This is a genomic window from Brevundimonas sp. (genome assembly GCF_041648615.1).
Classification (GTDB): domain Bacteria; phylum Pseudomonadota; class Alphaproteobacteria; order Caulobacterales; family Caulobacteraceae; genus Brevundimonas.
Genome location: NZ_JBAZOS010000022.1, coordinates 22,669 through 42,383 on the forward strand (window position 1 = coordinate 22,669; position 19,715 = coordinate 42,383).

The 19,715-nt window shown below is 70.2% G+C and carries 20 protein-coding genes, 1 tRNA gene and 1 other RNA gene; 16 read left to right on the forward strand and 6 right to left on the reverse strand.

Features of this window, described 5'->3' with window-relative positions; genetic code table 11:
* Positions 1-51: 51 nt before the first annotated feature.
* The 3 genes from WC555_RS09700 to WC555_RS09710 all read right to left on the reverse strand — a co-directional run bounded on the left by WC555_RS09700 (position 52) and on the right by WC555_RS09710 (position 2,317).
* The gene (locus WC555_RS09700; RefSeq protein WP_373253179.1) at positions 52-912 is read right to left on the reverse strand and encodes a CoA ester lyase; all 861 of its coding nucleotides are present in this window, start codon (positions 910-912) and stop codon (positions 52-54) included.
* A gap of 169 nt (positions 913-1,081) precedes the next feature.
* Complete coding sequence (locus WC555_RS09705) at positions 1,082-1,759, reverse strand: SDR family NAD(P)-dependent oxidoreductase (RefSeq protein ID WP_373253182.1); 678 nt, start codon at positions 1,757-1,759, stop codon at positions 1,082-1,084.
* A 66-nt stretch (positions 1,760-1,825) separates the two neighbouring features.
* Positions 1,826-2,317 (reverse strand): GAF domain-containing protein, encoded by a 492-nt coding sequence (locus WC555_RS09710; protein ID WP_373253185.1) that lies wholly within the window; start codon positions 2,315-2,317, stop codon positions 1,826-1,828.
* A 266-nt stretch (positions 2,318-2,583) separates the two neighbouring features.
* Here WC555_RS09710 and WC555_RS09715 point away from each other — a divergent pair, with 266 nt between their 5' ends.
* From WC555_RS09715 to WC555_RS09725, 3 genes are all read left to right on the forward strand, one after another.
* Positions 2,584-4,065 (forward strand): tetratricopeptide repeat protein, encoded by a 1,482-nt coding sequence (locus WC555_RS09715; protein ID WP_373253187.1) that lies wholly within the window; start codon positions 2,584-2,586, stop codon positions 4,063-4,065.
* A 15-nt stretch (positions 4,066-4,080) separates the two neighbouring features.
* Positions 4,081-5,577, forward strand: coding sequence for a hypothetical protein (locus tag WC555_RS09720; protein WP_373253188.1), 1,497 nt, complete (start codon positions 4,081-4,083; stop codon positions 5,575-5,577).
* Between the two features lie 80 nt (positions 5,578-5,657).
* Positions 5,658-5,858, forward strand: coding sequence for a hypothetical protein (locus WC555_RS09725; RefSeq protein WP_373253190.1), 201 nt, complete (start codon positions 5,658-5,660; stop codon positions 5,856-5,858).
* 20 nt (positions 5,859-5,878) lie between these two features.
* On the opposite strand, the gene WC555_RS09730 is transcribed toward WC555_RS09725, so the two are convergent.
* Positions 5,879-5,951, reverse strand: a tRNA-Ile gene (locus tag WC555_RS09730).
* 203 nt (positions 5,952-6,154) lie between these two features.
* Here WC555_RS09730 and WC555_RS09735 point away from each other — a divergent pair.
* Positions 6,155-6,952 carry an SIMPL domain-containing protein gene (locus WC555_RS09735; protein WP_373253192.1) on the forward strand — a complete coding sequence of 266 codons (798 nt, stop codon included), beginning with the start codon at positions 6,155-6,157 and terminating at the stop codon, positions 6,950-6,952.
* 86 nt (positions 6,953-7,038) lie between these two features.
* Here the strand turns inward: WC555_RS09735 and WC555_RS09740 are convergent, their stop codons facing one another.
* On the reverse strand, positions 7,039-7,314 hold the full coding sequence (locus tag WC555_RS09740; protein ID WP_373253194.1) for a hypothetical protein: 276 nt from the start codon (positions 7,312-7,314) through the stop codon (positions 7,039-7,041).
* A 45-nt stretch (positions 7,315-7,359) separates the two neighbouring features.
* Entirely contained in the window at positions 7,360-7,716 is a 357-nt protein-coding gene (panD, locus tag WC555_RS09745) for an aspartate 1-decarboxylase (RefSeq protein WP_373253198.1), read from the reverse strand.
* Between the two features lie 222 nt (positions 7,717-7,938).
* Between panD and sppA the strand changes: the two genes are divergently transcribed.
* The 12 genes from sppA (at position 7,939) to mraY (ending at position 19,714) form a co-directional block, all read left to right on the forward strand.
* Positions 7,939-9,717: a signal peptide peptidase SppA gene (gene sppA / locus WC555_RS09750; protein WP_373253200.1), complete on the forward strand. Its 1,779-nt coding sequence runs from the start codon at positions 7,939-7,941 to the stop codon at positions 9,715-9,717.
* 106 nt (positions 9,718-9,823) lie between these two features.
* Complete coding sequence (locus tag WC555_RS09755; protein ID WP_373253201.1) at positions 9,824-10,141, forward strand: hypothetical protein; 318 nt, start codon at positions 9,824-9,826, stop codon at positions 10,139-10,141.
* Positions 10,142-10,160: 19 nt separating this feature from the next.
* Positions 10,161-10,919, forward strand: a complete 759-nt coding sequence (locus WC555_RS09760) for an N-acetylmuramoyl-L-alanine amidase (RefSeq protein WP_373253228.1) — start codon at positions 10,161-10,163, stop codon at positions 10,917-10,919.
* Positions 10,920-11,056: 137 nt separating this feature from the next.
* Positions 11,057-11,452: an endonuclease domain-containing protein gene (locus WC555_RS09765; RefSeq protein WP_373253202.1), complete on the forward strand. Its 396-nt coding sequence runs from the start codon at positions 11,057-11,059 to the stop codon at positions 11,450-11,452.
* 32 nt (positions 11,453-11,484) lie between these two features.
* An RNA gene (gene rnpB, locus WC555_RS09770) (RNase P RNA component class A) lies at positions 11,485-11,862 on the forward strand.
* A 299-nt stretch (positions 11,863-12,161) separates the two neighbouring features.
* A complete protein-coding gene (locus WC555_RS09775) occupies positions 12,162-12,611 on the forward strand; it encodes a division/cell wall cluster transcriptional repressor MraZ (protein WP_373253204.1) in 450 nt (149 codons plus the stop codon).
* On the forward strand, positions 12,608-13,558 hold the full coding sequence (gene rsmH / locus WC555_RS09780) for a 16S rRNA (cytosine(1402)-N(4))-methyltransferase RsmH (RefSeq protein ID WP_373253205.1): 951 nt from the start codon (positions 12,608-12,610) through the stop codon (positions 13,556-13,558). Before WC555_RS09775 ends, rsmH begins: the two co-directional genes overlap by 4 nt.
* Complete coding sequence (locus WC555_RS09785) at positions 13,555-13,974, forward strand: cell division protein (protein ID WP_373253207.1); 420 nt, start codon at positions 13,555-13,557, stop codon at positions 13,972-13,974. The genes rsmH and WC555_RS09785 overlap by 4 nt, the downstream gene beginning before the upstream one ends.
* Positions 13,971-15,704 (forward strand): peptidoglycan D,D-transpeptidase FtsI family protein, encoded by a 1,734-nt coding sequence (locus WC555_RS09790; RefSeq protein ID WP_373253209.1) that lies wholly within the window; start codon positions 13,971-13,973, stop codon positions 15,702-15,704. Before WC555_RS09785 ends, WC555_RS09790 begins: the two co-directional genes overlap by 4 nt.
* Positions 15,701-17,167, forward strand: coding sequence for a UDP-N-acetylmuramoyl-L-alanyl-D-glutamate--2,6-diaminopimelate ligase (locus WC555_RS09795; protein WP_373253211.1), 1,467 nt, complete (start codon positions 15,701-15,703; stop codon positions 17,165-17,167). Before WC555_RS09790 ends, WC555_RS09795 begins: the two co-directional genes overlap by 4 nt.
* Complete coding sequence (gene murF / locus WC555_RS09800) at positions 17,160-18,605, forward strand: UDP-N-acetylmuramoyl-tripeptide--D-alanyl-D-alanine ligase (RefSeq protein ID WP_373253212.1); 1,446 nt, start codon at positions 17,160-17,162, stop codon at positions 18,603-18,605. Before WC555_RS09795 ends, murF begins: the two co-directional genes overlap by 8 nt.
* The gene (gene mraY, locus WC555_RS09805) at positions 18,605-19,714 is read left to right on the forward strand and encodes a phospho-N-acetylmuramoyl-pentapeptide-transferase (protein WP_373253213.1); all 1,110 of its coding nucleotides are present in this window, start codon (positions 18,605-18,607) and stop codon (positions 19,712-19,714) included. The genes murF and mraY overlap by 1 nt, the downstream gene beginning before the upstream one ends.
* Position 19,715: the final 1 nt, after the last annotated feature.

The window sequence follows — 19,715 nt, forward strand, 5'->3', positions numbered from 1 at the left end:
TCGGCGCGCGGCGCCTCGCTGCTTGAGGGCCGGGTTCTGTTTCTGGACGGACTAGATAGGCGGGACTTGGGGCCGCGTCGAGGCCGCCTCATGACGCGCCAGCAGCCGGTGGGCGGCGTCGAGGTGCAGGCGCTCGACCATGCGGTAGCCGACCCGGATCGCGCCCTTGCCCTGCGCGTCGGCGGCGGCGAAGGCGGCGACGACCTCGCGGGCCCGGGCGACCTCTTCGGGCGAGGGCGAGAAGGCGGCGTTGGCGGCCTCGATCTGGGCGGGGTGGATCAGGCTCTTGCCGTCGAAGCCGAAGGCGCGGCCCTGCAGGCATTCGGTCCGCAGACGGTCGGCGTCGTCCGTGGCGTTGACCACGCCGTCGATGGCCAGCAGGCCGTGGCCGCGCGCGGCGGCGACCAGGGCGGCCAGCCAGGGTTTCAGCGGCTCGCGGTCGGGGCCGAGGACGAGGTTCATCCGCTCGCCGAAGTCGTTGATCCCCAGCATCAGGGCCGCCAGCGGGGCGCCGGCCCCGGCGATGGCGTCGAGCCGCAGGACCGACAGCGGCGTCTCGATCATGATCCACAGGGCGACGTCGGCGGGCAGAAGGGCGGCGATCTCGCGCACGGCCTCGGGGCTCTCGATCTTGGGGGCCACGACGAAGTCGGGTTTGTGAATGCAGAGGGCCGTCAGATCGTCCGCGCCCCAGGGCGTGTCGAGGCCGTTGACCCGGACCCCGACGTGGCCGCTGAAGCCGCCGGCCGACAGGGCTTCGACGGCGGCCTGACGCGCTTCGGCCTTGGCGTCGGGAGCGACGGCGTCCTCGAGGTCGAGGATGACGGCGTCGGCGTTCAGGCCGCGCGCCTTTTCGATGGCGCGCGGATTGCTGGCGGGCAGGTAGAGGACCGAGCGGGTGAGGGTTGTCATGCCCTTCTCCCCTCGGGGGAGAAGGTGTCAGGCGAAGCCTGACGGATGAGGGGGAAGGCGGACGCGCGCGCGATCGTTGAAAAGTGAGCAAGCTGAACCAGCCCCCTCATCCGAGCCGCTGCGCGGCCCACCTTCTCCCCCGAGGGGAGAAGGATCAGTGCGCCCGGCATCACACCCTCCCCGTGACAGGGACCAGGGCGCCGGTGACGGCGCGGCTGTCCGGCGAGGCCAGGAACAGCATGACCCGCGCCAGATCGGAGGGCTGGACCCATGTGGCGGGGTCGGCGTCGGGCATGTCCCGGCGGTTCTGATCGGTGTCGAGGATCGAGGGCAGGACCGCGTTGACGGTCACGGAGGTGGATTTCAGCTCTTCGGCCAGGGCCTCGGTCAGGCGGTGGACGCCCGATTTGGAGGCGGCGTAGGCGCCCATGCCGGCCGCGGCCCTGAGCGCGCCATGGGCGCCGACGTTGACGATGCGGCCCTCGTCGGAGCGCTTCAGGTGGGGCAGGGCGGCGCGGCTGGCGTTCAGGGCGGTGGTCAGGTTGAGGGCGAACATCCTCGCCCAAGCGGGTTCCGGGTCTTCTGTAGTTTGCCAAACAAAGCCGCCGGCGATGTTCAGCAGGGCGTCCAGCCGGCCGAAATGCGCGGCGACGGCGTCGATGGCCTTGGCCGCCGAAGCCGGGTCGGTCAGGTCGACGCCGCCCAGTTCCAGCACGCCGTCAGGCGCGGACTGGCCTGCGGCGTGATCGATGATCGCCACCTTCAGCCCGTCCGCCAGCGCCGCCTCGACGACGGCGCGGCCGAGGGCGCCATGGCCGCCCGTGATCGCGATCACCCGTTCCGACATCCACGCACCTCCATGATCGCCTGACAAAAAAAGACAGTCTACTCCGTCTACTCCGTCTACCCCGGATCAGGCGAAGACGCGCGCCATCAGTCTTTCCAGAGCATAGGCGTCCGCTGCGTCAAAAGCGGACGTCTCGGTGGCGTCGACGTCGAACACGGCGATCAGGCCGCCGTCCGCATCGAAGACCGGCACGACGATCTCGCTGGCCGAACGGGCGTCGCAGGCGATGTGGCCGGGGAAGGCGTGGACGTCGTCGACGATCTGCGTGGCCCGGTCGCGGGCGGCCGCGCCGCAGACGCCGCGGCCGAAGGCGATGCGCAGGCAGCCCAGCGTCCCCTGATAGGGGCCGACCACCAGTTCATCGGCCTTGTCGGGGTCGACGACGTAGAAGCCGGTCCAGAAGAAGACGGGGAAGGCGTCGGCCAGCATGGAGGCGACCGTGGCCATGCGCGCGACGCGGTTGGGCTCGCCGTCCAGCACGGCCAGGATCTCGTCTTCCAGCTCGGCGTAGCGCGCGGCCTTGTCGGCGGGGCGGTCGTCGCGGGCGAGGTAGGACATGCAGGGCTCCGGCGGTCTGGCCGATGCATATAGGGACGCCCGCCCTCACTGGCGAGAGGGCGGTTTTCCCCTCACGGGCGAGTCCGCAAGCTACTGATTCGTGGGGATAAGTCCGCTACCGGACACAAAAGGGCGGTGGTGCGGCAACGCTTTGTCGCAAACTGGCGTTAACCTTGACAGATGGTTAACTGGACGGGACTGTCCCCCTTGCGCAAGCTTGAGCGTGCGGGCCCCGGGGCTGTCGGCTTTTGATCGAAGGGGGGCGTATGCGCGACGATCAATCGGACCATGACGACCAGCCTCGCCCGCATGGCCGGCGCGGTCCGATCGCCATAGCGGCGGTGGCCGGCGTCCTCGCCCTGACCGCCCTGGGCATGGTCTCGTGCGGTGATCGGGACGGGGTGCGCTTCTGGCAACCGGCGGGCGGGACGGCCGGCAACGCCTGTCCGCGCCCGGCCTCCCTGACGGGGTCCGAGTTCAACGCCCAGGAGACGGGGCTGCGGGCGCTGCGCCGCGCGGCCTTCCGCGGCGACTTCTTCGCCCAGCTGGAGCTGGGCGCGCGCTACGCCGCCGTGCGGGCCACCGACAAGAACATCGAAGACCCGATCGAGAGCGCCACCTGGTACGCCCTGGCCCTGGCCAATGACGAGGGCTATGCGCCGATCAACCGCGTCGATCGCGGCGGCTTCGGCGGCTGGCGGCCGCTGTCCAGATACGACGACTGCCGCGCGTATGAGCGCCATTCGGCCTATCAGCGGCTGGACCGCCAGCTGGGGCAGATGACGCGCGAGGAGCAGGAGGCGGTCCGCGACCGCGTCATCTATGTGCTGTCGACCCAGGACGCCGACGGCTACCGCACCCTGGCGCGGCTGCACGACGGCCTGTACGGCCCGTTCGGCGAGCCCGAGGACAACCGCGAGGCGCGCGAGGCCTGGGGCCGGGGCAAGGCCGGCGATGCCCGCGACCGCAACCGGCGCGGCTACTACTCGGCCACCAACCTGTTCCAGCGCAACGACGTCGACGCCTATCTGTACAACTATCTGGCGGTGCAGACGGGCGACGTCGGGGCCTATGTCCTGCTCAAGGATTTCGAGCGCTCGGCGCCCAGCCGCGGCCAGTACCAGGGTTTCGTCGAGACCAAGGCGCGGCAGTGGACGCCGCCGTTCGAATTCTATCCCAACAGCGCGCCGCGCTCGGGCGTGCCCTTCTCGGACGAAAGCCGTCCGCGCGGCGACGCCTATGAATACGCCCTGGGGCGGATGGCGGGCGAACTGCCGTTCATCCACGTCGGCCGGGCCCTGCGCTATCTGGGAATCACCGAGACGGCCGCCGCCCGGCCCGAGGATCTGTCGAAGCGGCAGATCGAGACACTGGAGGCCATGCTCGGCCATCCTATGGAGGGCCGGCTGTCGTATCTGGAGCGGGTTCGGGCCATTCAGCTGGCGTCGATCAACGGGTCGTCCGAGGCGCAGCTGGTGCTGGCGGTGATGTACGCCGAGGGCATCGGCCTGCCGGCCGACTACGCCCGCGCCTTCAAATGGTTCGACGAGGCGGCGCGTCAGGGCAGCCCCGAGGCCAAGTTCGCCATGTCGAGCTATTTCGCGCTCGGCGTCTCCGGCGTGGCCGATCAGGACAAGGCCCAGGCCGTGGCCCTGAGGATCGATTCCGCCCTGGCCGGCTTCGGCCCCTCGGCCGGCCGCCTGCAGGCCGTGCTGGCCCAGGTCTCCCGTTCGCAGCAGCGCCGCTAAGGAGGGCGTAGCATCATGACCAGCCCCACGCCCTTCGCCCGGATATCCAGCGTCATCGGGGGAGCGGCCCTGATCGCCGCCGCCGTGGGCGCCTTCGTCCTGACCGGCCCTCAGACCGCGCAAGCCCAGGTGGCGGCCCAGGTGGAAAGCCAGACGCGGCCCAATTTCGGCATCCTGCTGGACCCGCCGACGCGCAGTTCTCGCAACCGGGGCTCCTCGCACCGCCGCTATGACTACGGCCGGCACCGGCCCGACTGGCGGCCGGGCTATCCGGGCGGCTATCCGCGCGGGGAAGAGGTCGTGCTGGTCGACTGCGGCGGCAATCCCGGCAGCGGCGGGGTCGAGGACGCGGTGCGCCGCGTGCGGCCGGGCGGGACCCTGGTGATCCGCGCGCGGGGCGGGGCTTGCGTCGGCTGGCTGAACATCGACAAGCCCCTGACCATCATCGGCGAGGGCGGCTTCGATCCGCGCGACTGGGACCGCAATCCCACGCCGACCCTGATCGCGCCCGACGGCCTGCCGTGCATGACGGTGGCGCCGGGGGTGCGGGTCGAGATCCGCGACATGATGTTCGCCTCGCCCCGCGCCGGCGACGCGGCCTGCATCGTCGGCTACGGCGCCGAGATCGTCATGAACCGGGTCGGCTTCCGCCATGCGGGGGACGAGGCGGCGATCTATCTGGACGGCGGTCTGCTGGACATCCGCAATGCGGTGATCGACGCCCAGACCGTGGCCCCGGCCATCGTCGCCGACGGGGCGGTGCTGACCGCCTGGGAAATGGTGGTGACGGGCGCCCAGTCGGGGCTGGAGCTGATCCCGGGCGCGGGCCAGACCTCGCGCATCGGTTCGACGACCCTGAAGGGGACGGGGGCGCCCAACGCCTTCGGGCCGCGCGCGATCGGGGTGGTGGTGCGCTCGGCCCGCGAATACGGCCGGGTCGAGATCGAGAACACCGCCATCGTCGGCTATGTCGAGGGCGTCGCCGTCGAGGGCGCCTCGGTGCAGATCCACAACAGCCGGATCGGCCGCTCCGACAAGGGGGTGGTGCTCTACAATGGCGAGTTGAGGCTGGCGGACAGCCGCATCCGCGCCACGACGGTCGGCGTCGCCGCCGCCTCGGGTCATGCGGTGGTGGTCAACAACGTCTTCGCCGGCGTGCGCGAGGTCATCTATCGCGAGGCCCGCGCCACGGTGGAGGCCAGCGGCAACCGCGTCTGGTCGCAATACGCCTGCCGGCCCCAGTTCCGCGACCGCTACCGCGGCCGGTACGAGCCTTACTGGCGGCCCGGCGAGGGCTGGACCTGCGAGGACAGTTCGTATCCGCGCGACTGGTGGGACGACGAGGACGGCCTGCTGGGCCTGCCCTATCAGGACGACGGCTATCAGCCCGACGGCTATGACGACTATCGCGACGGCCAGGGCTGGTACGACCGCGACGGCCGCTACATCCCCGACAACCGCTACCGCGGCGACGACCGCTGGAGCCGGGGCGGGGGACTCTGGGGGCGGTAGGCCGACTTCCAAATGTCAGGAAGCCGTCACAGGAACGAGTCGGACGACAGCTAGTTGAACGGCCTCCACGGAGAGGCCGGATGGACAGCTATTTCTGCATCGTGAGCCTGCCCGCAGAGCCCGTGGCGGAACTCTGCGTCCTCGACGCCGGGGATGATGAGGCGGCGCTGCGCAAGGCGCACCGGATGGCGCTCGACTGGCCGGTTGCGGCGACGCTCAGCCTGTATCGCGGTGAACGGCTGGTCGATGTGCTGAAGGGCGATTTCCGCGAAGCCGCCTGATCAGGGCGGGTCGGCGGCGGTAGGCGCGGAGGGACTCGAACCCCCAACCAGACCGTTATGAGCGGTCGGCTCTAACCATTGAGCTACGCGCCCGCCGTGGGCGTGGCCTAGCAGGCGGGGCGGCGGCTTGCCAAGCGCCGGCCGCGTCGCCGCCCACCTGTCTCCGATTTCACGCCGATGAACGGAAACCGCCAGGGTACGCAGGCGTTCATTCAGCGGCCAATGGTCAAGGTGCGGCCATGGTCGTCGCCCACTTTCGGGTGAACGGCCCCGCTGCTTCCAGGAGATTCGACGCAATGAACCGTCCCGCCGCCCGCGCCGTCGCCGCGCCCGCCGTCTCCAACCGCCTGCTGCTGCTGAGCGGCGCGGCGATGGCCGCCGCCGCCCTGTTCGCCGCGCCCGCCGCCCGCGCCCAGTCGCAGCCCGAGGGCGGCGCGCCGATGGTGATCCACGCCGTCGCCGATCGCCCGGCCCTGAACCTGTCGGCCTATGGCGAGGTCAAGACCGCGCCGGACATGGCCACCGTCAGCTTCGGCGTCGTCACCGAGGCGACGACCGCCGCCGAGGCCATGCGACTGAACGCGACGCGGATGAACGAGGTGATGGCCGCCCTGCGCCGGGCCGGGATCGCCGAGCGCGATGTCCAGACCTCGGGCCTGAACCTGTCGGCCCAGTACGACTACGTCCAGAATGAACCGCCCCGGCTGCGCGGCTATCAGGCCAACAACCGGGTGACGGTGATCATCAATGATCTGGACGCCGTGGGCACGACCGCCGACGCCGTGGTCGCCGCGGGCGTCAACCAGATCGACGGCATCTCGTTCGGCCTCAAGGATCCGACCTCGGCCGAGAACCGGGCCCGCCAGATCGCGGTGCGCAACCTGCAGGCCAAGGCGGCGCTGTATGCCCAGGCCCTGGGCGTCAATCTGGGCGGCATCCGCTCGCTGTCGGAAGGCGGCGGCTATGCGCCCCAGCCGCAGCCGGTGTACCGCATGGCCGCCCAGGCCATGGAGTCGGACAGCTCCACCCCGGTCGCGGCCGGAGAGCTGACGGTGCGGATCGACATCACGGGCGTGTACGACCTGGCGCGGTAGATCGAGGAAGTGGCGAGTGGTGAGTGGCGAGGGCCGGGTGGTTGCGTCCGGTCGTCATGCGTACCTGATCACTCGCCGCCAGCCACTCAGCGCGACCCCCGCACGAGCATCAGCCCGACGCCGACGTTCAGTCCGTAGCAGATGCCCAGCACCGCCAGGGCGGTGACGGGCCCGTCGTCCATGAGGAACAGCGGCAGGCTCCACGGCAGGCCGAGGATCCTGGCGGGCAGGAAGGACACCATGCCGTCCGTCAGGCCCAGCACGCGCAGGCCCGCCGGCGTGGCCAGCATCAGGGCGACCGCGCCCGCGACGACATAGAGGCCGAACAGGGCCCACTGCAGTGTCTGGATCGTGCGCGCCATCGGCCAGTCTCCCTGCGGACAGGGAAGGCCCGGCGCGCGCCGTCGTCAAGCCGCGCGCTTGATCTCGTTGCGGTCGTCCAGCAGCACCACGGTCGGCGACCACTGGCGCGCCTCTTCCTCCGGCATCTGGCCGTAGGTGACGATGATGACCTTGTCGTGCTTCTGCACCAGCCGGGCCGCGGCGCCGTTGACGCCGATGACCTTCGAGCCGCGCGGGGCCTCGATGGCGTAGGTGGTGAAGCGCGCGCCGTTGGTGATGTTCAGCACATCGACCTGCTCGTGCGGAAAGATGCCCGCGGCGTCCAGCAGGTCGGCGTCGATGGCGATCGAGCCTTCATAGTCGAGGTCGGCCTGGGTCACCGTGGCGCGGTGCAGCTTGGCCTTCATCAGGGTGACCAGCATGGGGAGTGCGGTCCGGAAATGACGCGGGGCGATAGGCCCCCGCTCGCAGACCGCTCATATAGGGGTTCGCGGGGGCGCCATCAATCGCCCTCGTTGCGGCGCACCATCCGATGCTGCGGCGCATTCGCTCGTTACGTGAGGTTCATTTGACGAGCGGGTCTGCCGCCTTATGGTCCTGATGCGGCCATGCTCCGGCCCGCGCCCCGGACCACGTCGCGCCCCATGAAGCAGTTTTTCCTGACCGTGCTGGGCGTCTTCGCCGGGCTTTTCCTGTTCCTGATCGTGGTGCCCTTCATCCTGATCACCGTGGCGATCAGCTCGGCCTCGTCGAAGGAGCCGACGCCGGCCAATACGGTGCTGGAGCTGGACCTGCGGGACGGGATCACCGACCAGACCCCGACCAATCCGTTCGCGGCGTTCGGCGGCGGCGGGCTGTCGACGCTGCAGGTGGTCGACGTCCTGGCCCAGGCCGAGACCGACAACCGGGTCAAGGCGCTGCTGATCCGCCTGCCGGAGGGCGGGATCACCCCGGCCGCGGCCGATGAAATCCGCCAGGCGGTCCGCCGCTTCCGCCGCTCGGGCAAGGTCGTCATCGCCCACAGCCAGGGCTTCCAGCCGGTCGGAACCGCGGTGTCGAGCTATATGGTCGGCGCCTCGGCGTCGGAACTGTGGATGCAGAACACGGCCAGCTTCCAGCTGGCGGGCTTCTCGTCCGACGGAATCTTCCTCGGCCGGGCCTTCGACAAATACGGCGTCACGCCCCAGTTCGAGCAGCGCTACGAATACAAGAACGCCGTCAATGAATTCACCGAGAGCGACTTCACCCCGGCCCATCGCGAGGCGATGACGGCGTGGATGACGTCAATCTATGTCTCGGCCCTGGCCAATGCGGCCCAGGACCGGAAGCTGACCCCGCAGGCGCTGCGGGCGACCGTCGAGGCGGGCCCCTATTCCTCCGCTGAGGCCCGCCGGCTGCGCCTGATCGACAAGATCGGACAGGTCGAGGAGGCCGAGGCCGAAGCCAGACGCCGCGCCGGCCGCGGGGCCGAGATCGTGGAGTTCTCCGACTACGCCTCGTCCAAGGGCGAACGGGCGGGCGCGGGCCGGAACGCCATCGCCATCGTCGGCGGAGAAGGCGCGATCAACACCGGCACCGGCGGCGGCGATGTGTTCGGGGGTGGTTCGTCCATCATGTCGGACGATCTGGCCGAGGCCCTCTACGACGCCATCGAGGACAAGGCGGTCAAGGCCATCGTCTTCCGGGTTTCCTCGCCGGGCGGTTCGCCCGAGGCCTCGGAACAGATCCTGGCGGCGGTGCGCGCGGCCAGGGCGGCGGGCAAGCCGGTGGTGGTGTCGATGGGCGACTACGCCGCCTCGGGCGGTTACTGGATCAGCTCGGAAGCCAACTGGATCGTGGCCCAGCCCTCGACCCTGACCGGCTCGATCGGCGTGTACGGGGGCAAGCTGGTCCTGGCCGACGCCCTGGGGCGGTTCGGCGTCGACATGCGCAACCTGTCGGTCGGCGGCGAATACGCCGACGCCTTCTCGCCGTCGCAGTCCTTCACCCCGGCGCAGCGGGCGGCCTTCTCGGCCCAGATCGACCGGACCTATGAGGAGTTCATCACCCGCGTCTCGACCGGCCGGCGCCTGCCGCCCGCCCGGGTGCGCGAGATCGCGCGCGGCCGCGTCTGGACCGGCGCCCAGGCCAAGACCCTGGGCCTGGTGGACCAGCTGGGCGGTCTCGAGGAAGCCATCGCCAAGGCGCGCGAGCTGGCCCGCATTCCGGCCGACGAGTCGGTGCGCTTCAAACGCTATCCGACGCCGGAATCGCCGTTCGAGGCCCTGTCCGAGATGTTCGGCGTCTCGGGCGAGGCGGCGCGCGTCCTGATCGGCATCGGCGGGGTCATGAACGACCCGGCCGCCGAGGCGACGGTTCGTCGCATCCAGACCGACCGCGCCCGGGCCTCCGGGGCGTCCGTGCTGGCGGATCAGCCCTGGTAGTGCGGACGGAACACTCGCCTGTGAAGGGGCCGGTCATTGACCGTTCACCCGCGCGGACCGACATTGGGGGTTCGGCGTTGCTCGCAGCGTCTGTGAAGGTGAAGTCATGACCCAGTCCGACCGTCTGATCTTCGGCCCCGGCGCCCGCCGCCCGGCCAATGGCTTTGTGGCCTCGATCCTGTGGCTCGGCGGCCTGGTCGCGACCCTGGTCGCCATGGCCGTGGGCGCGGTGCTGGCCGTCTTCACCGCCGCCGCCGTGGCCGTGATCGCCCTGTTCGCCGCCGTGCTGGTCTTCTTCGCCGGCCTGGCCATGGGGGCCCGCCGCAAGGTCACCGTCCGCGCCCGCCGCACCGACGACGTCATCGAGGCCCGCAAGGTCGACGGCGCCTGGGTCGCCTACGGCTGGGAGCGGCCGGGGCGCTAGGTCGGGGCCGCCGGACGTGCTGGTCGTGAAGGACGCGCCGTCCCCCAATTTCGACAGCCGCCGGGCCCCGCCCGATATGCTGGTGCTGCACTACACCGGCATGAAGACGGCGCGCGAGGCGATCGCCCGGTTGCGGGATCCGGAGGCCAGGGTCTCGGCCCATTATGTGGTGGACGAGGACGGCTCCATTCTCCGCCTTGTGGACGAGGCGCGCCGCGCCTGGCACGCGGGGCAGGGCGCCTGGAAGGGCGAGGCGGACTGCAACGCCGCCTCCATCGGCATCGAGATCGTCAATCCGGGCCATGAGTTCGGCTATCGCGACTTCCCTGACGCGCAGATCGACGCCGTCATCAGCCTGATCAGCGACATCCGCACCCGCTGGACCATTCCCGACGCCCGCATCATCGGCCATTCCGACCTGGCCCCCGAGCGAAAGCAGGATCCCGGCGAACGCTTCCCGTGGAAGCGGCTGGCGGGCGCCGGTCACGGCCTGTGGTTCGAGCCGGCGGCCGAACGGACCGCCGCGCTGGGCGCGCCCCTGGGCGTGGGCGACGAGGGGCTGGGGGTGGTGGTGCTGCGCGCGGGCCTGCACCGTCTGGGCTACGCCCTCACGCCGGGCGGCGATTACGACGAGGCGACCCGCCTGACGGTCGAGGCCTTCCAGCGGCACTGGCGGCCGGGGCGGGTGGACGGGGTCGCGGATGGCGAGACGCGGGCGACCCTGATGGGGGTGCTGCAACTGGCGGCGGCGGAGAGCGTCACGGGTGTGCTGAATTAGGGTTGGCGTTCTCCCTCCCCCGAAGTGGGGAGGGACGGCGAGGCGGAGCCGAGCCCGGGTGGGGAAATGTCCAACCCCAGACTTGCTCCCCCGGGCTATGCAGCTATAGGTTGCTCATTGAGCAATCTGAGGTCGTCATGGATCCTGCGGTCAGGAAGGCGCGCGAGATGCGTAAGGCTTTGACGCCGCCTGAGGCCAAGCTTTGGGTTCATCTCCGCCGGCTACGGGCCGAGGGCTTTCCATTTCGCCGGCAGACTCCATTCCGCGGCTATTTTCTCGACTTCGTCTGTATCCGGGCGCGCCTTGTCATCGAGGTGGATGGCCGAACCCACGAAACCCGTGTTGAACACGACAGGACCCGCGACGCTGTACTTCTTCGCGAGGGCTTTAAAACCGTACGCTTCACCAATGAGGACGTGCGCGATCACATCGACTGGGTGATGGATCGCATCAGGGCGGAGCTTGGAGCTGGCGTACCCCACCCGGATCGCTTCGCGATCGTCCCTCCCCATGAAGGGGAGGGAGAGCGTTGACCTGCGCCGTCATCGCGCGCACTTACCCCCCGTCAGACGGCCGGGCGGTCGCGGCGGGGGTTCTGCCCCCGTCGAGGAAAGTCCGGGCTCCACGGTGAAAAGGCGGCGGGTAACTCCCGCCCGGGGCGACCCGAGGGATAGCGCCACAGAAAGCAAACCGCCTGCCCCTCGGGGCAGGGAAGGGTGAAAGGGTGGGGTAAGAGCCCACCGCGTGCCTGGCAACAGGGACGGCATGGCAAGCCCCGCCTGGAGCAAGACCGAATAGGGACGTCGCGCGGCCTCGGCCGCAGGGTTCATCGCCCGAGGCGTCCGGGTAGGTCGCGAGAACCGTTCCGCGAGGGGCGGTCCAGAGGAATGATCGTCACCCGTTTCGGCGGGTACAGAACCCGGCTTACAGGCCGTCTGACATCTATCTTTTGAAGGGGCCTACCGCTCGCCGCGCGGCGGCTCGCTGCTTGAGGCCCGGCGTCTCCTCCCTCCGCCCGTTAACCTCTCGGCCCGCATTGCGGCGCAGGATCAGTCCACAGCCTGTCTATACTTCCGATGTTCTGTGTATGTTCTCGCCTTTACAGGGTTTTCAGCCGCCTTCGAGGTTAACCTTCGTCAACTAATCCCATTGAGACCCAGTTGATCCCATGCTATCCCATCCGCTCTGAGGGTGTTCAGGGGAACAGAGGGGCGGATCGCGAGATCCGAGTTTGGGGCAGGCGTGTTTCTCTCGACCTATGAGAAACAGTTGGACGGGAAGCGACGCCTGCTGATTCCGCAGGAGTTCCGCACCGTCGACAACGGCGCCGAGCATGGCGTCTTCTGCTTCTTTTCCATGGCGTCCGACTGCCTCGAGGCCGGCGGCGACAAGCTGATGGCCGAATACGTCGCCCGCATCGAGGCCCTGCCGTTCGGCAGCGACCGGCGCACCGCGCTTGAAGAGACCTTCTACGCCGGCCAGCGGCCCCTGTCGTACGACGGCGGCGGCCGCATCACCCTGCCGGAAAGCCTGTGCCAGGACGCCGGTCTGGGCGAGGATGTGGTCATCGTCGGCCTGGGGCCGCGCTTCCAGATCTGGGACCGCGCCCGCTGGAACGCCCGCCGCGAGGCCCGCCGCGCCCTGGCCCGTCAGGTCATGCTGGGCGACGACGCGACCGGGGAGGGCGCATGAGCCCGCACGCCCCGGTCATGCTGGACGAGGTGATCGAGGCCCTGGCCCCGCGGGCCGGCGATGTGATCATCGACGCCACCTTCGGCGCCGGGGGCTATACGCGCGCCATTCTGGCGACCGGGGCGACGGTGATCGGGCTGGATCGCGATCCGACCGTCCAGCCGCACGCCGACGCCGTGGCCAACGACTATCCCGGCAAATTCCAGCTGATCCGCACGCCCTTCTCGGGCCTGGCCGACGCCTTCGCGCAGTCGGGCGCGGCGAAGCTGGACGGGGTGGTGTTCGACATCGGCGTGTCGTCGATGCAGCTGGACCAGGCCGAGCGCGGCTTCTCCTTCATGCGCGACGGGCCGCTGGACATGCGGATGTCGGATGAGGGCGAGACCGCCGCCGACATCGTCAACACCTGGGAACACGGGCCGATGGCCCATATCTTCAAGCTCTACGGCGACGAGCGGCAGTCGGGCCGGGTCGCCACCGCCATCCTGCGCCGCCGGGTGGAGAAGCCGTTCGAGCGGACGCTGGATCTGGCCGCCGTGGTCGAGAAGGCGCTGGGCGGACGGCGCGGCGCGGCCATCCATCCGGCCACCCGCGTCTTCCAGGCCTTGCGCATCGCGGTCAATGACGAGCTGGGCGAGCTGCGCGCCGGGCTGGAGGCGGCCGAGGCGACGCTGGCGCCGGGCGGGCGGCTGGTCGTGGTCACCTTCCATTCGCTGGAGGACCGGATCGTCAAGGCGTTCCTGACCGAGCGCACCGGCAACGCGCCCGGCGGCTCGCGCCACGCGCCCGTGGCGATCGAGACCCGCAAGCCCAGCTTCACCCTGTCGTTCAAGGGCGCGCGCGAGGCCGGCGAGGCGGAGCTGGCGACCAATCCGCGGGCCCGCTCGGCCAAGCTGCGCGCCGCCGTCCGCACCGACGCCGCGCCGTGGGGGAGGATCGCCGCATGAGTTCGGCCGTCGCCACCCTGAACCGGCTCTACGCCTGGAAGATCCGCGGCGTGCGCTGGGTCGAGATCATCGGCGTCATGCTGGTCGCCGCCATGGTCTTCTCGGTCTATCTGGCCAAGGCGGCGGCCGCCCGCGAGAGCGCCCGGATCAGCGATCTGGAACGCCAGATCAGCGACAACGGCCAGCGGGTCCGGCTGCTGCGCGCCGAGGTCGCCCGGCTGGAGCAGCCGGGCCGGCTGGAAGCCCTGTCGCGCGGCGCGGGACTGGGTCCGGTCGACGTGCACCGTCAGGCGACCGAGGCGAGTCTGTCGACGCTGGTCGCCGTCTCCGCGCCGCCGCCGCCGGCGCCCGTCGTCGCGCCGCCCGTCGAGGACGCGGCGCCCGCGGTGGATCCTGTCGCGGAGCCGGCGCGATGAGCGTGCACGATCCTTTCGCCGCGGAACGCCCCGTCGCCTATGGCGGCCGGCGCTACATGCCGTCGTGGCGCTGGCTGGCCGAGGCCATGTGGTGGGTCGAGCATTCGTTCGGCCGCGCCCACGCCGACGCCCGCCCCGAGGAAGACACCCGGGTCCGCATCTTCGTCATCCTGTCGCTGTTCTCGGCGGTGTTCGTCCTGCTGGCCCTGGGCGCGACCCACGCCGCCCTGCTGACGGCCCGGGGCGGGGTCGGATCGGCGGTCCACCCCAATGCGGTGGTCCGCGCCGACATGGTCGACCGCAACGGCGCCCTGCTGGCCACCAACATCACCCACTACGGCCTCTATATCGATCCGGCCGAGGTCTGGGACCGCAAGGCCGCGGCGGCGCAGATCAAGCGCGCCCTGCCGCGGGTGTCGATGGCCAAGCTGAACAAGGTCCTCAATGGCGACCGCCGGCTGCTGGTCATCAACCGCCTGACGCCGCAGGAGAAGGTGGCGGTTCACGGCCTCGCCCTGGGCGGCGTGGCCTTCGAACCCGAGGACGTGCGGGTCTATCCGCTGGGCGAATCCGCCCGCCATGTGGTCGGCAATGTCGACACCGGCGGCGTCGGCCTGTCCGCCGCCGAGCGCGCCTTCAACGACGAGATCCGGGCGGCCGGCGCGCGGGGCGAGACCTTCCAGGTCTCCATCGACCTGCGCATCCAGGGCATTCTCGAGAACGAACTGGCCGCCGCCGCGACCGAGACCAAGGCCAGGGGCGCGGTGGGCATCATCACCGACGTCCAGACGGGCGAGGTCCTCGGCATGGCCAGCTGGCCGGGCTCGAACTCGCGCAACCTCGCCTCGGCCGCCACCTATGAGATGGGGTCGGTGTTCAAGACCTTCACCGTCGCCGCCGCCATCGACACCGGCCGGGCCGACATGAACACCCTGCTGGACGCCTCGGAGGCGTTCCAGATCGGCAACCGGCGGATCACCGACTTCCACGCCACCAACAAGGTGCTGACGCTGGAGGAGGTCTATCTCCACTCGTCCAACATCGGCACCTCGCGCCTGTCGACCGAGATGGGGCCGCGCGTCATGCGCGACTATTTCGAGCGGTTCGGCCTGCTGTCCCGGGCCCCGTTCGAGATCGCGTCGGAGACGCCGATCATTCCGCGCGAATGGTCGGACTCGACCCTGGCCTCGCTGTCATTCGGCTATGGCATCTCCATCACCCCGCTGCAGATGGCGGCGGCGATGCAGGCCCTGACCAACGGCGGGCGCTACATCCCCCTGACCCTGCGCAAGGGCGGGCGGCCCGACGTGCAGGCGCGGCAGGTGATCTCGCCCGAGACGTCCCTGACCATGCTCGACCTGATGCGCCGCAATGTGGTGCGGGGGTCCGGCGGCCGGGCCGAGGCGCCGGGTCTGCGCGTCGGCGGCAAGACCGGCTCGGCCAACAAGTCGGTCAACGGCCGCTATTCGACCGCCCACGCCGTCGGCACCTTCGCCGCGGTCTTCCCCGCCGACGGTCCGGTCAATGCGCGGCGCTACCAGATCCTGGTGCTGATCGACGAGCCCCAGACCTATCCGCGCACCGGCGGCTTCGTCGCCGCGCCGGCGGTGGGCCGCATCGCCGACCGCATCGCGCCGTTCCTCAACGTCCAGCGCCGCGCCGACCCCTACCGCACCGCCGTCGGGGACAAGATCCCGGCCTTCGAGGACCTCGAAGGGGACGGTCGATGAGTGCGGCTCCCGCCCCCGTCAAACTGTCCGAACTGCTGCGCCGCGACGTGGCTTCGGACCCCGTCATCACCGGGGTGACCGCCGACAGCCGCAAGGTCGCGCCGGGCTCGCTTTTCGTGGCCCTGCCGGGCACGGCCGCCGACGGGCGCGCCTTCATTCCGCAGGCCCTGTCGCAGGGCGCCGCCGCCGTGCTGGCCCCGGCCGACACCGACGCCGCCATGGCCCCGGTGCTGGTCACCTCGGGCGACGTGCGCCGCGCCTACGCCATCGCCGCGCGCAGCTTCTACGGCGTCCAGCCGGCGACCTGCGTCGCCGTGACGGGCACCAACGGCAAGACCTCGGTCGCCGCCTTCTGCCGCCAGATCTGGGCGTCCCTGGGCCTTCATGCCGCGAGCATGGGGACCCTTGGGGTTTTAGCACAAATGGGTAACGTTAACCGGGAGTTGACAGGCCCCGGCCTGACCAGTCCCGACGCCGCCGACGCGGCCCGCATGCTGGCCGATCTGGCCGCCGGGGGCGTGACCCATCTGGCCCTGGAGGCCTCGTCGCACGGCATCGACCAGCGCCGCCTGGACGGAGTGTCGCTGAAGGCCGCGGCCTTCACCAATCTGAGCCAGGACCATCTCGACTACCACGGCGACATGGAGGCCTATCGCGCCGCCAAGCTGCGGCTGTTCGAGACCCTGCTGCCGCGCGGCCGCACCGCCGTGCTGAACGCCGATTCGGAGGCTTACTCGAGCTTCGCCGCCGCCTCGATCATGTCCGGCCTCGGCGTCATGGGCGTGGGCGAACGGGGGCGGGACCTGTCCCTGATCGCGCGTCAGGCGACGCCCGAGGGCCAGCGCCTGACCATCGACGCGCGCGGGACCCTGTATGAGGTGCTGCTGCCGCTGGCGGGCGCCTTCCAGGCCTCGAACGCCCTCGTCGCCGCCGGCCTGTGCATCGCCGCCGGCGAGACGCCCGACCGGGTGCTGGCGGGCCTTGAGAAGATCACGGGCGCCCAGGGGCGGCTGCAGCGCATTCCGGGCTCGGCGCGCGGCGAGGTCTATGTCGACTACGCCCACACGCCAGACGGCCTGGAGACGGTGCTCAAGGCGCTGCGGCCCCATGCGACGGGCCGGCTGATCGTCGTCTTCGGCGCCGGCGGCGACCGCGACAAGGGCAAACGTCCCCTGATGGGCGAGATCGCGGGCCGGCTGGCCGACGTCGCCATCGTCACCGACGACAACCCCCGCTCCGAGGATCCGGCCGCCATCCGTCGCGCCGTGCGCGAAGGCTGCCCTTCGGCGCAGGAGACCGGCGACCGCCGCGCCGCCATTCAACAGGCCATCGACATGATGGGCGACGGAGATGTGGTGATCATCGCCGGAAAAGGGCATGAGCAGGGACAGATCGTCGGCGGGACCACCCTTCCTTTCGATGACGCAACCGTCGCCGCCGAAGCTCTTCGTCTCCATGCCTGACACCCCGCCTCTCTGGACCTCCGCTGAAATCGAAGCCGCCACGGGAGGACGCCTGTCCGGCCCGGCCTTTGAAGCGAACGGCGTCACCTACAACAGCCGCGAGATCGCCCCGGGCGACCTGTTCCTGGCCCTGAAGGGTGCGCGGGACGGGCATGCGTTCGCCGCCGCGGCCTTCGCCGCCGGGGCCGCGGGCGCCCTCACCGAACACCCCGTCGAGGGCGGCCCCTCGGTGGTCACCGCCGACACCCTGCGCGCGCTGGAGGCCCTCGGCGTCGCCGCGCGCGAGCGCAGCCCGCAAGTCCGGCGCGGGGCGGTCACCGGCTCGGTCGGCAAGACCAGCGTGACCCAGGCGGTCAAGGCGGGCCTCGATCTGGCCGGCCCGGCCCACGCCTCGATCAAGAGCTACAACAACCATATCGGCGTGCCGCTGACGCTCGCGCGCATGCCGCGTTCGACCGAGCGGGCGGTGTTCGAGATCGGCATGAACGCGCCCGGCGAGATCGCGCCGCTGTCGAAGATGGTCCGGCCCCACGCCGCCTGCGTCACCACCATCGGCCCCGTGCATATCGAGGCCTTCGCCGACGGCGAGGCCGGGGTGGCGGCGGAGAAGGCGGCGATCTTCCAGGGTCTGGCCCCCGACGGCGTCGCGGTGCTCAATGGCGACACGGCTTTCTCGGTCCTGCTGGACGCGGCCGCACGCAAGGCCGGAGCCGGCCGGCGGGTGACCTTCGGCACCGGCGCCGGCCACGACGCCCGGCTGATCGACTTCGAACCCGTCGCCCGGGGCGCGCGGGTGAAGGCCGAGCTGTTCGGCAAGACGATCGATTTCCCGCTCAGCCAGTCCGGCTTCCACTGGGGCCTGAACAGCCTCTGTGTGCTGCTGATGCTCGACGCCCTGGACGTGCCGCTGGAGACGGCGCTCAGCGCCCTGGCCGACTTCCAGCCGCTGGCGGGACGCGGTCAGACGGCGGTCGTGAACGCGCCCGGCGGCGCCTTCACCCTGATCGACGAGAGCTACAACGCCAATCCCCTGTCAATGGCCGCCGGCTTCCGCAGCCTCGGCGCCAAGCCGGTTCCGCCGGGTGGACGGCGCGTCGTCGTCCTGAGCGACATGCTGGAGCTGGGCGACCAGTCGCGCGCCCTGCACGAGGGCCTCGCCGCCGCCATCGACGCCGCCGGGCTGGATCTGGTGCACACGGCCGGGCCGGAGATGAAGCGGCTGCACGACGTCCTGCCGCCCGCCCGTCGCGGCCTTTGGCGCGAGACTGCCGCCGAACTGGCCGCCGAGGCCGCGACCCTGGTCGCGCCGGGCGACGTGGTCATGGTCAAGGGATCGAACGGGTCGAAGGCGTCGCTGGTCGCCAAAGCCCTTGCTGCTCTGGGAACCCCTCAGGCAGCGAGCGACCGCGTCGCGAGCGATAGGGAAAGAGGCGCCTGATGTTTTACCTGCTGTATCTCCACTACGCCGACATCGCGCAGGACTATCCGCTGCTGAATCTGGTCCAGTACCAGACAGTGCGGGTGGCGCTGGCCATGGCCACGGCCATGATCGTCTCGGTCGCCATGGGCAGCCGGTTCATCGCCTGGATGCGGCTCAAACAGGGCAAGGGCCAGCCGATCCGCTCGGATGGCCCGGTCTCGCACCTGTCCAAGGTCGGCACCCCGACCATGGGCGGGCTGATGATCCTGGCCGGCATCGCCGTGGCGGTGCTGCTGTGGGGCGACCTGACCAATCCCTATATCTGGATCGTCAGCCTGGTGACGGCGGCGTTCGGCGTGCTGGGCTTCATCGACGACTACGCCAAGGTGTCGAAACAGACGTCGGCGGGTCTGACCTCGAAACAGAAGCTGTTGGCCCAGGTCGTCGTCTCGGTGATCGCCGGCGTTCTGACGGTGCTGTGGATGAAGGCCTCGCCGACGTCGCCCAATCTCGAAACCTCGATCGCCTTCCCCTTCTTCAAGGCCGTGCTGCTCAACGTCGGCTGGTTCTATGTCGCCTTCGCCGCCTTCACGATCGTCGGCTTCTCCAATGCGGTGAACCTGACCGACGGCCTCGACGGCCTGGCCATCGTGCCGGTGATGATGGCCTCCGCCGCCTTCGGCATCATCGCCTATCTGGCCGGCAACTTCATCTTCTCCAGCTATCTCGGCATCCACCACGTGCCGGGCGCGGGCGAGCTGGCCATCTTCCTCGCCGCCATCATCGGCGGGGGGACGGGCTTCCTCTGGTACAACGCCCCGCCGGCCAAGATCTTCATGGGCGACACCGGGTCGCTGGCCCTCGGCGGCGCGCTCGGCGCCATCGCCGTGGCCACCAAGCACGAGCTGGTGCTGGGCATCGTCGGCGGCCTGTTCGTCATCGAGGCGCTGAGCGTCATGATCCAGGTCGGCTACTACAAGGCCACCAAGAAGCGCATCTTCCTGATGGCCCCCATCCACCATCATTTCGAGAAGATGGGCTGGCCCGAATCGACGGTGGTGATCCGCTTCTGGATCGTCTCGGCCATGCTGGCCCTGGCCGGCCTCGCCACCCTGAAGCTGCGGTAGG

Coding starts and splice junctions, on each gene's coding strand:
- WC555_RS09700 (WP_373253179.1), bottom strand. CDS start 912: ATGACAACCCTCACCCGCTCGGTCCTCTACCTGCCCGCCAGCAATCCG.
- WC555_RS09705 (WP_373253182.1), bottom strand. CDS start 1,759: ATGTCGGAACGGGTGATCGCGATCACGGGCGGCCATGGCGCCCTCGGC.
- WC555_RS09710 (WP_373253185.1), bottom strand. CDS start 2,317: ATGTCCTACCTCGCCCGCGACGACCGCCCCGCCGACAAGGCCGCGCGC.
- WC555_RS09715 (WP_373253187.1), top strand. CDS start 2,584: ATGCGCGACGATCAATCGGACCATGACGACCAGCCTCGCCCGCATGGC.
- WC555_RS09720 (WP_373253188.1), top strand. CDS start 4,081: ATGACCAGCCCCACGCCCTTCGCCCGGATATCCAGCGTCATCGGGGGA.
- WC555_RS09725 (WP_373253190.1), top strand. CDS start 5,658: ATGGACAGCTATTTCTGCATCGTGAGCCTGCCCGCAGAGCCCGTGGCG.
- WC555_RS09735 (WP_373253192.1), top strand. CDS start 6,155: ATGAACCGTCCCGCCGCCCGCGCCGTCGCCGCGCCCGCCGTCTCCAAC.
- WC555_RS09740 (WP_373253194.1), bottom strand. CDS start 7,314: ATGGCGCGCACGATCCAGACACTGCAGTGGGCCCTGTTCGGCCTCTAT.
- panD (WP_373253198.1), bottom strand. CDS start 7,716: ATGCTGGTCACCCTGATGAAGGCCAAGCTGCACCGCGCCACGGTGACC.
- sppA (WP_373253200.1), top strand. CDS start 7,939: ATGAAGCAGTTTTTCCTGACCGTGCTGGGCGTCTTCGCCGGGCTTTTC.
- WC555_RS09755 (WP_373253201.1), top strand. CDS start 9,824: ATGACCCAGTCCGACCGTCTGATCTTCGGCCCCGGCGCCCGCCGCCCG.
- WC555_RS09765 (WP_373253202.1), top strand. CDS start 11,057: ATGGATCCTGCGGTCAGGAAGGCGCGCGAGATGCGTAAGGCTTTGACG.
- rsmH (WP_373253205.1), top strand. CDS start 12,608: ATGAGCCCGCACGCCCCGGTCATGCTGGACGAGGTGATCGAGGCCCTG.
- WC555_RS09785 (WP_373253207.1), top strand. CDS start 13,555: ATGAGTTCGGCCGTCGCCACCCTGAACCGGCTCTACGCCTGGAAGATC.
- WC555_RS09790 (WP_373253209.1), top strand. CDS start 13,971: ATGAGCGTGCACGATCCTTTCGCCGCGGAACGCCCCGTCGCCTATGGC.
- WC555_RS09795 (WP_373253211.1), top strand. CDS start 15,701: ATGAGTGCGGCTCCCGCCCCCGTCAAACTGTCCGAACTGCTGCGCCGC.
- murF (WP_373253212.1), top strand. CDS start 17,160: ATGCCTGACACCCCGCCTCTCTGGACCTCCGCTGAAATCGAAGCCGCC.
- mraY (WP_373253213.1), top strand. CDS start 18,605: ATGTTTTACCTGCTGTATCTCCACTACGCCGACATCGCGCAGGACTAT.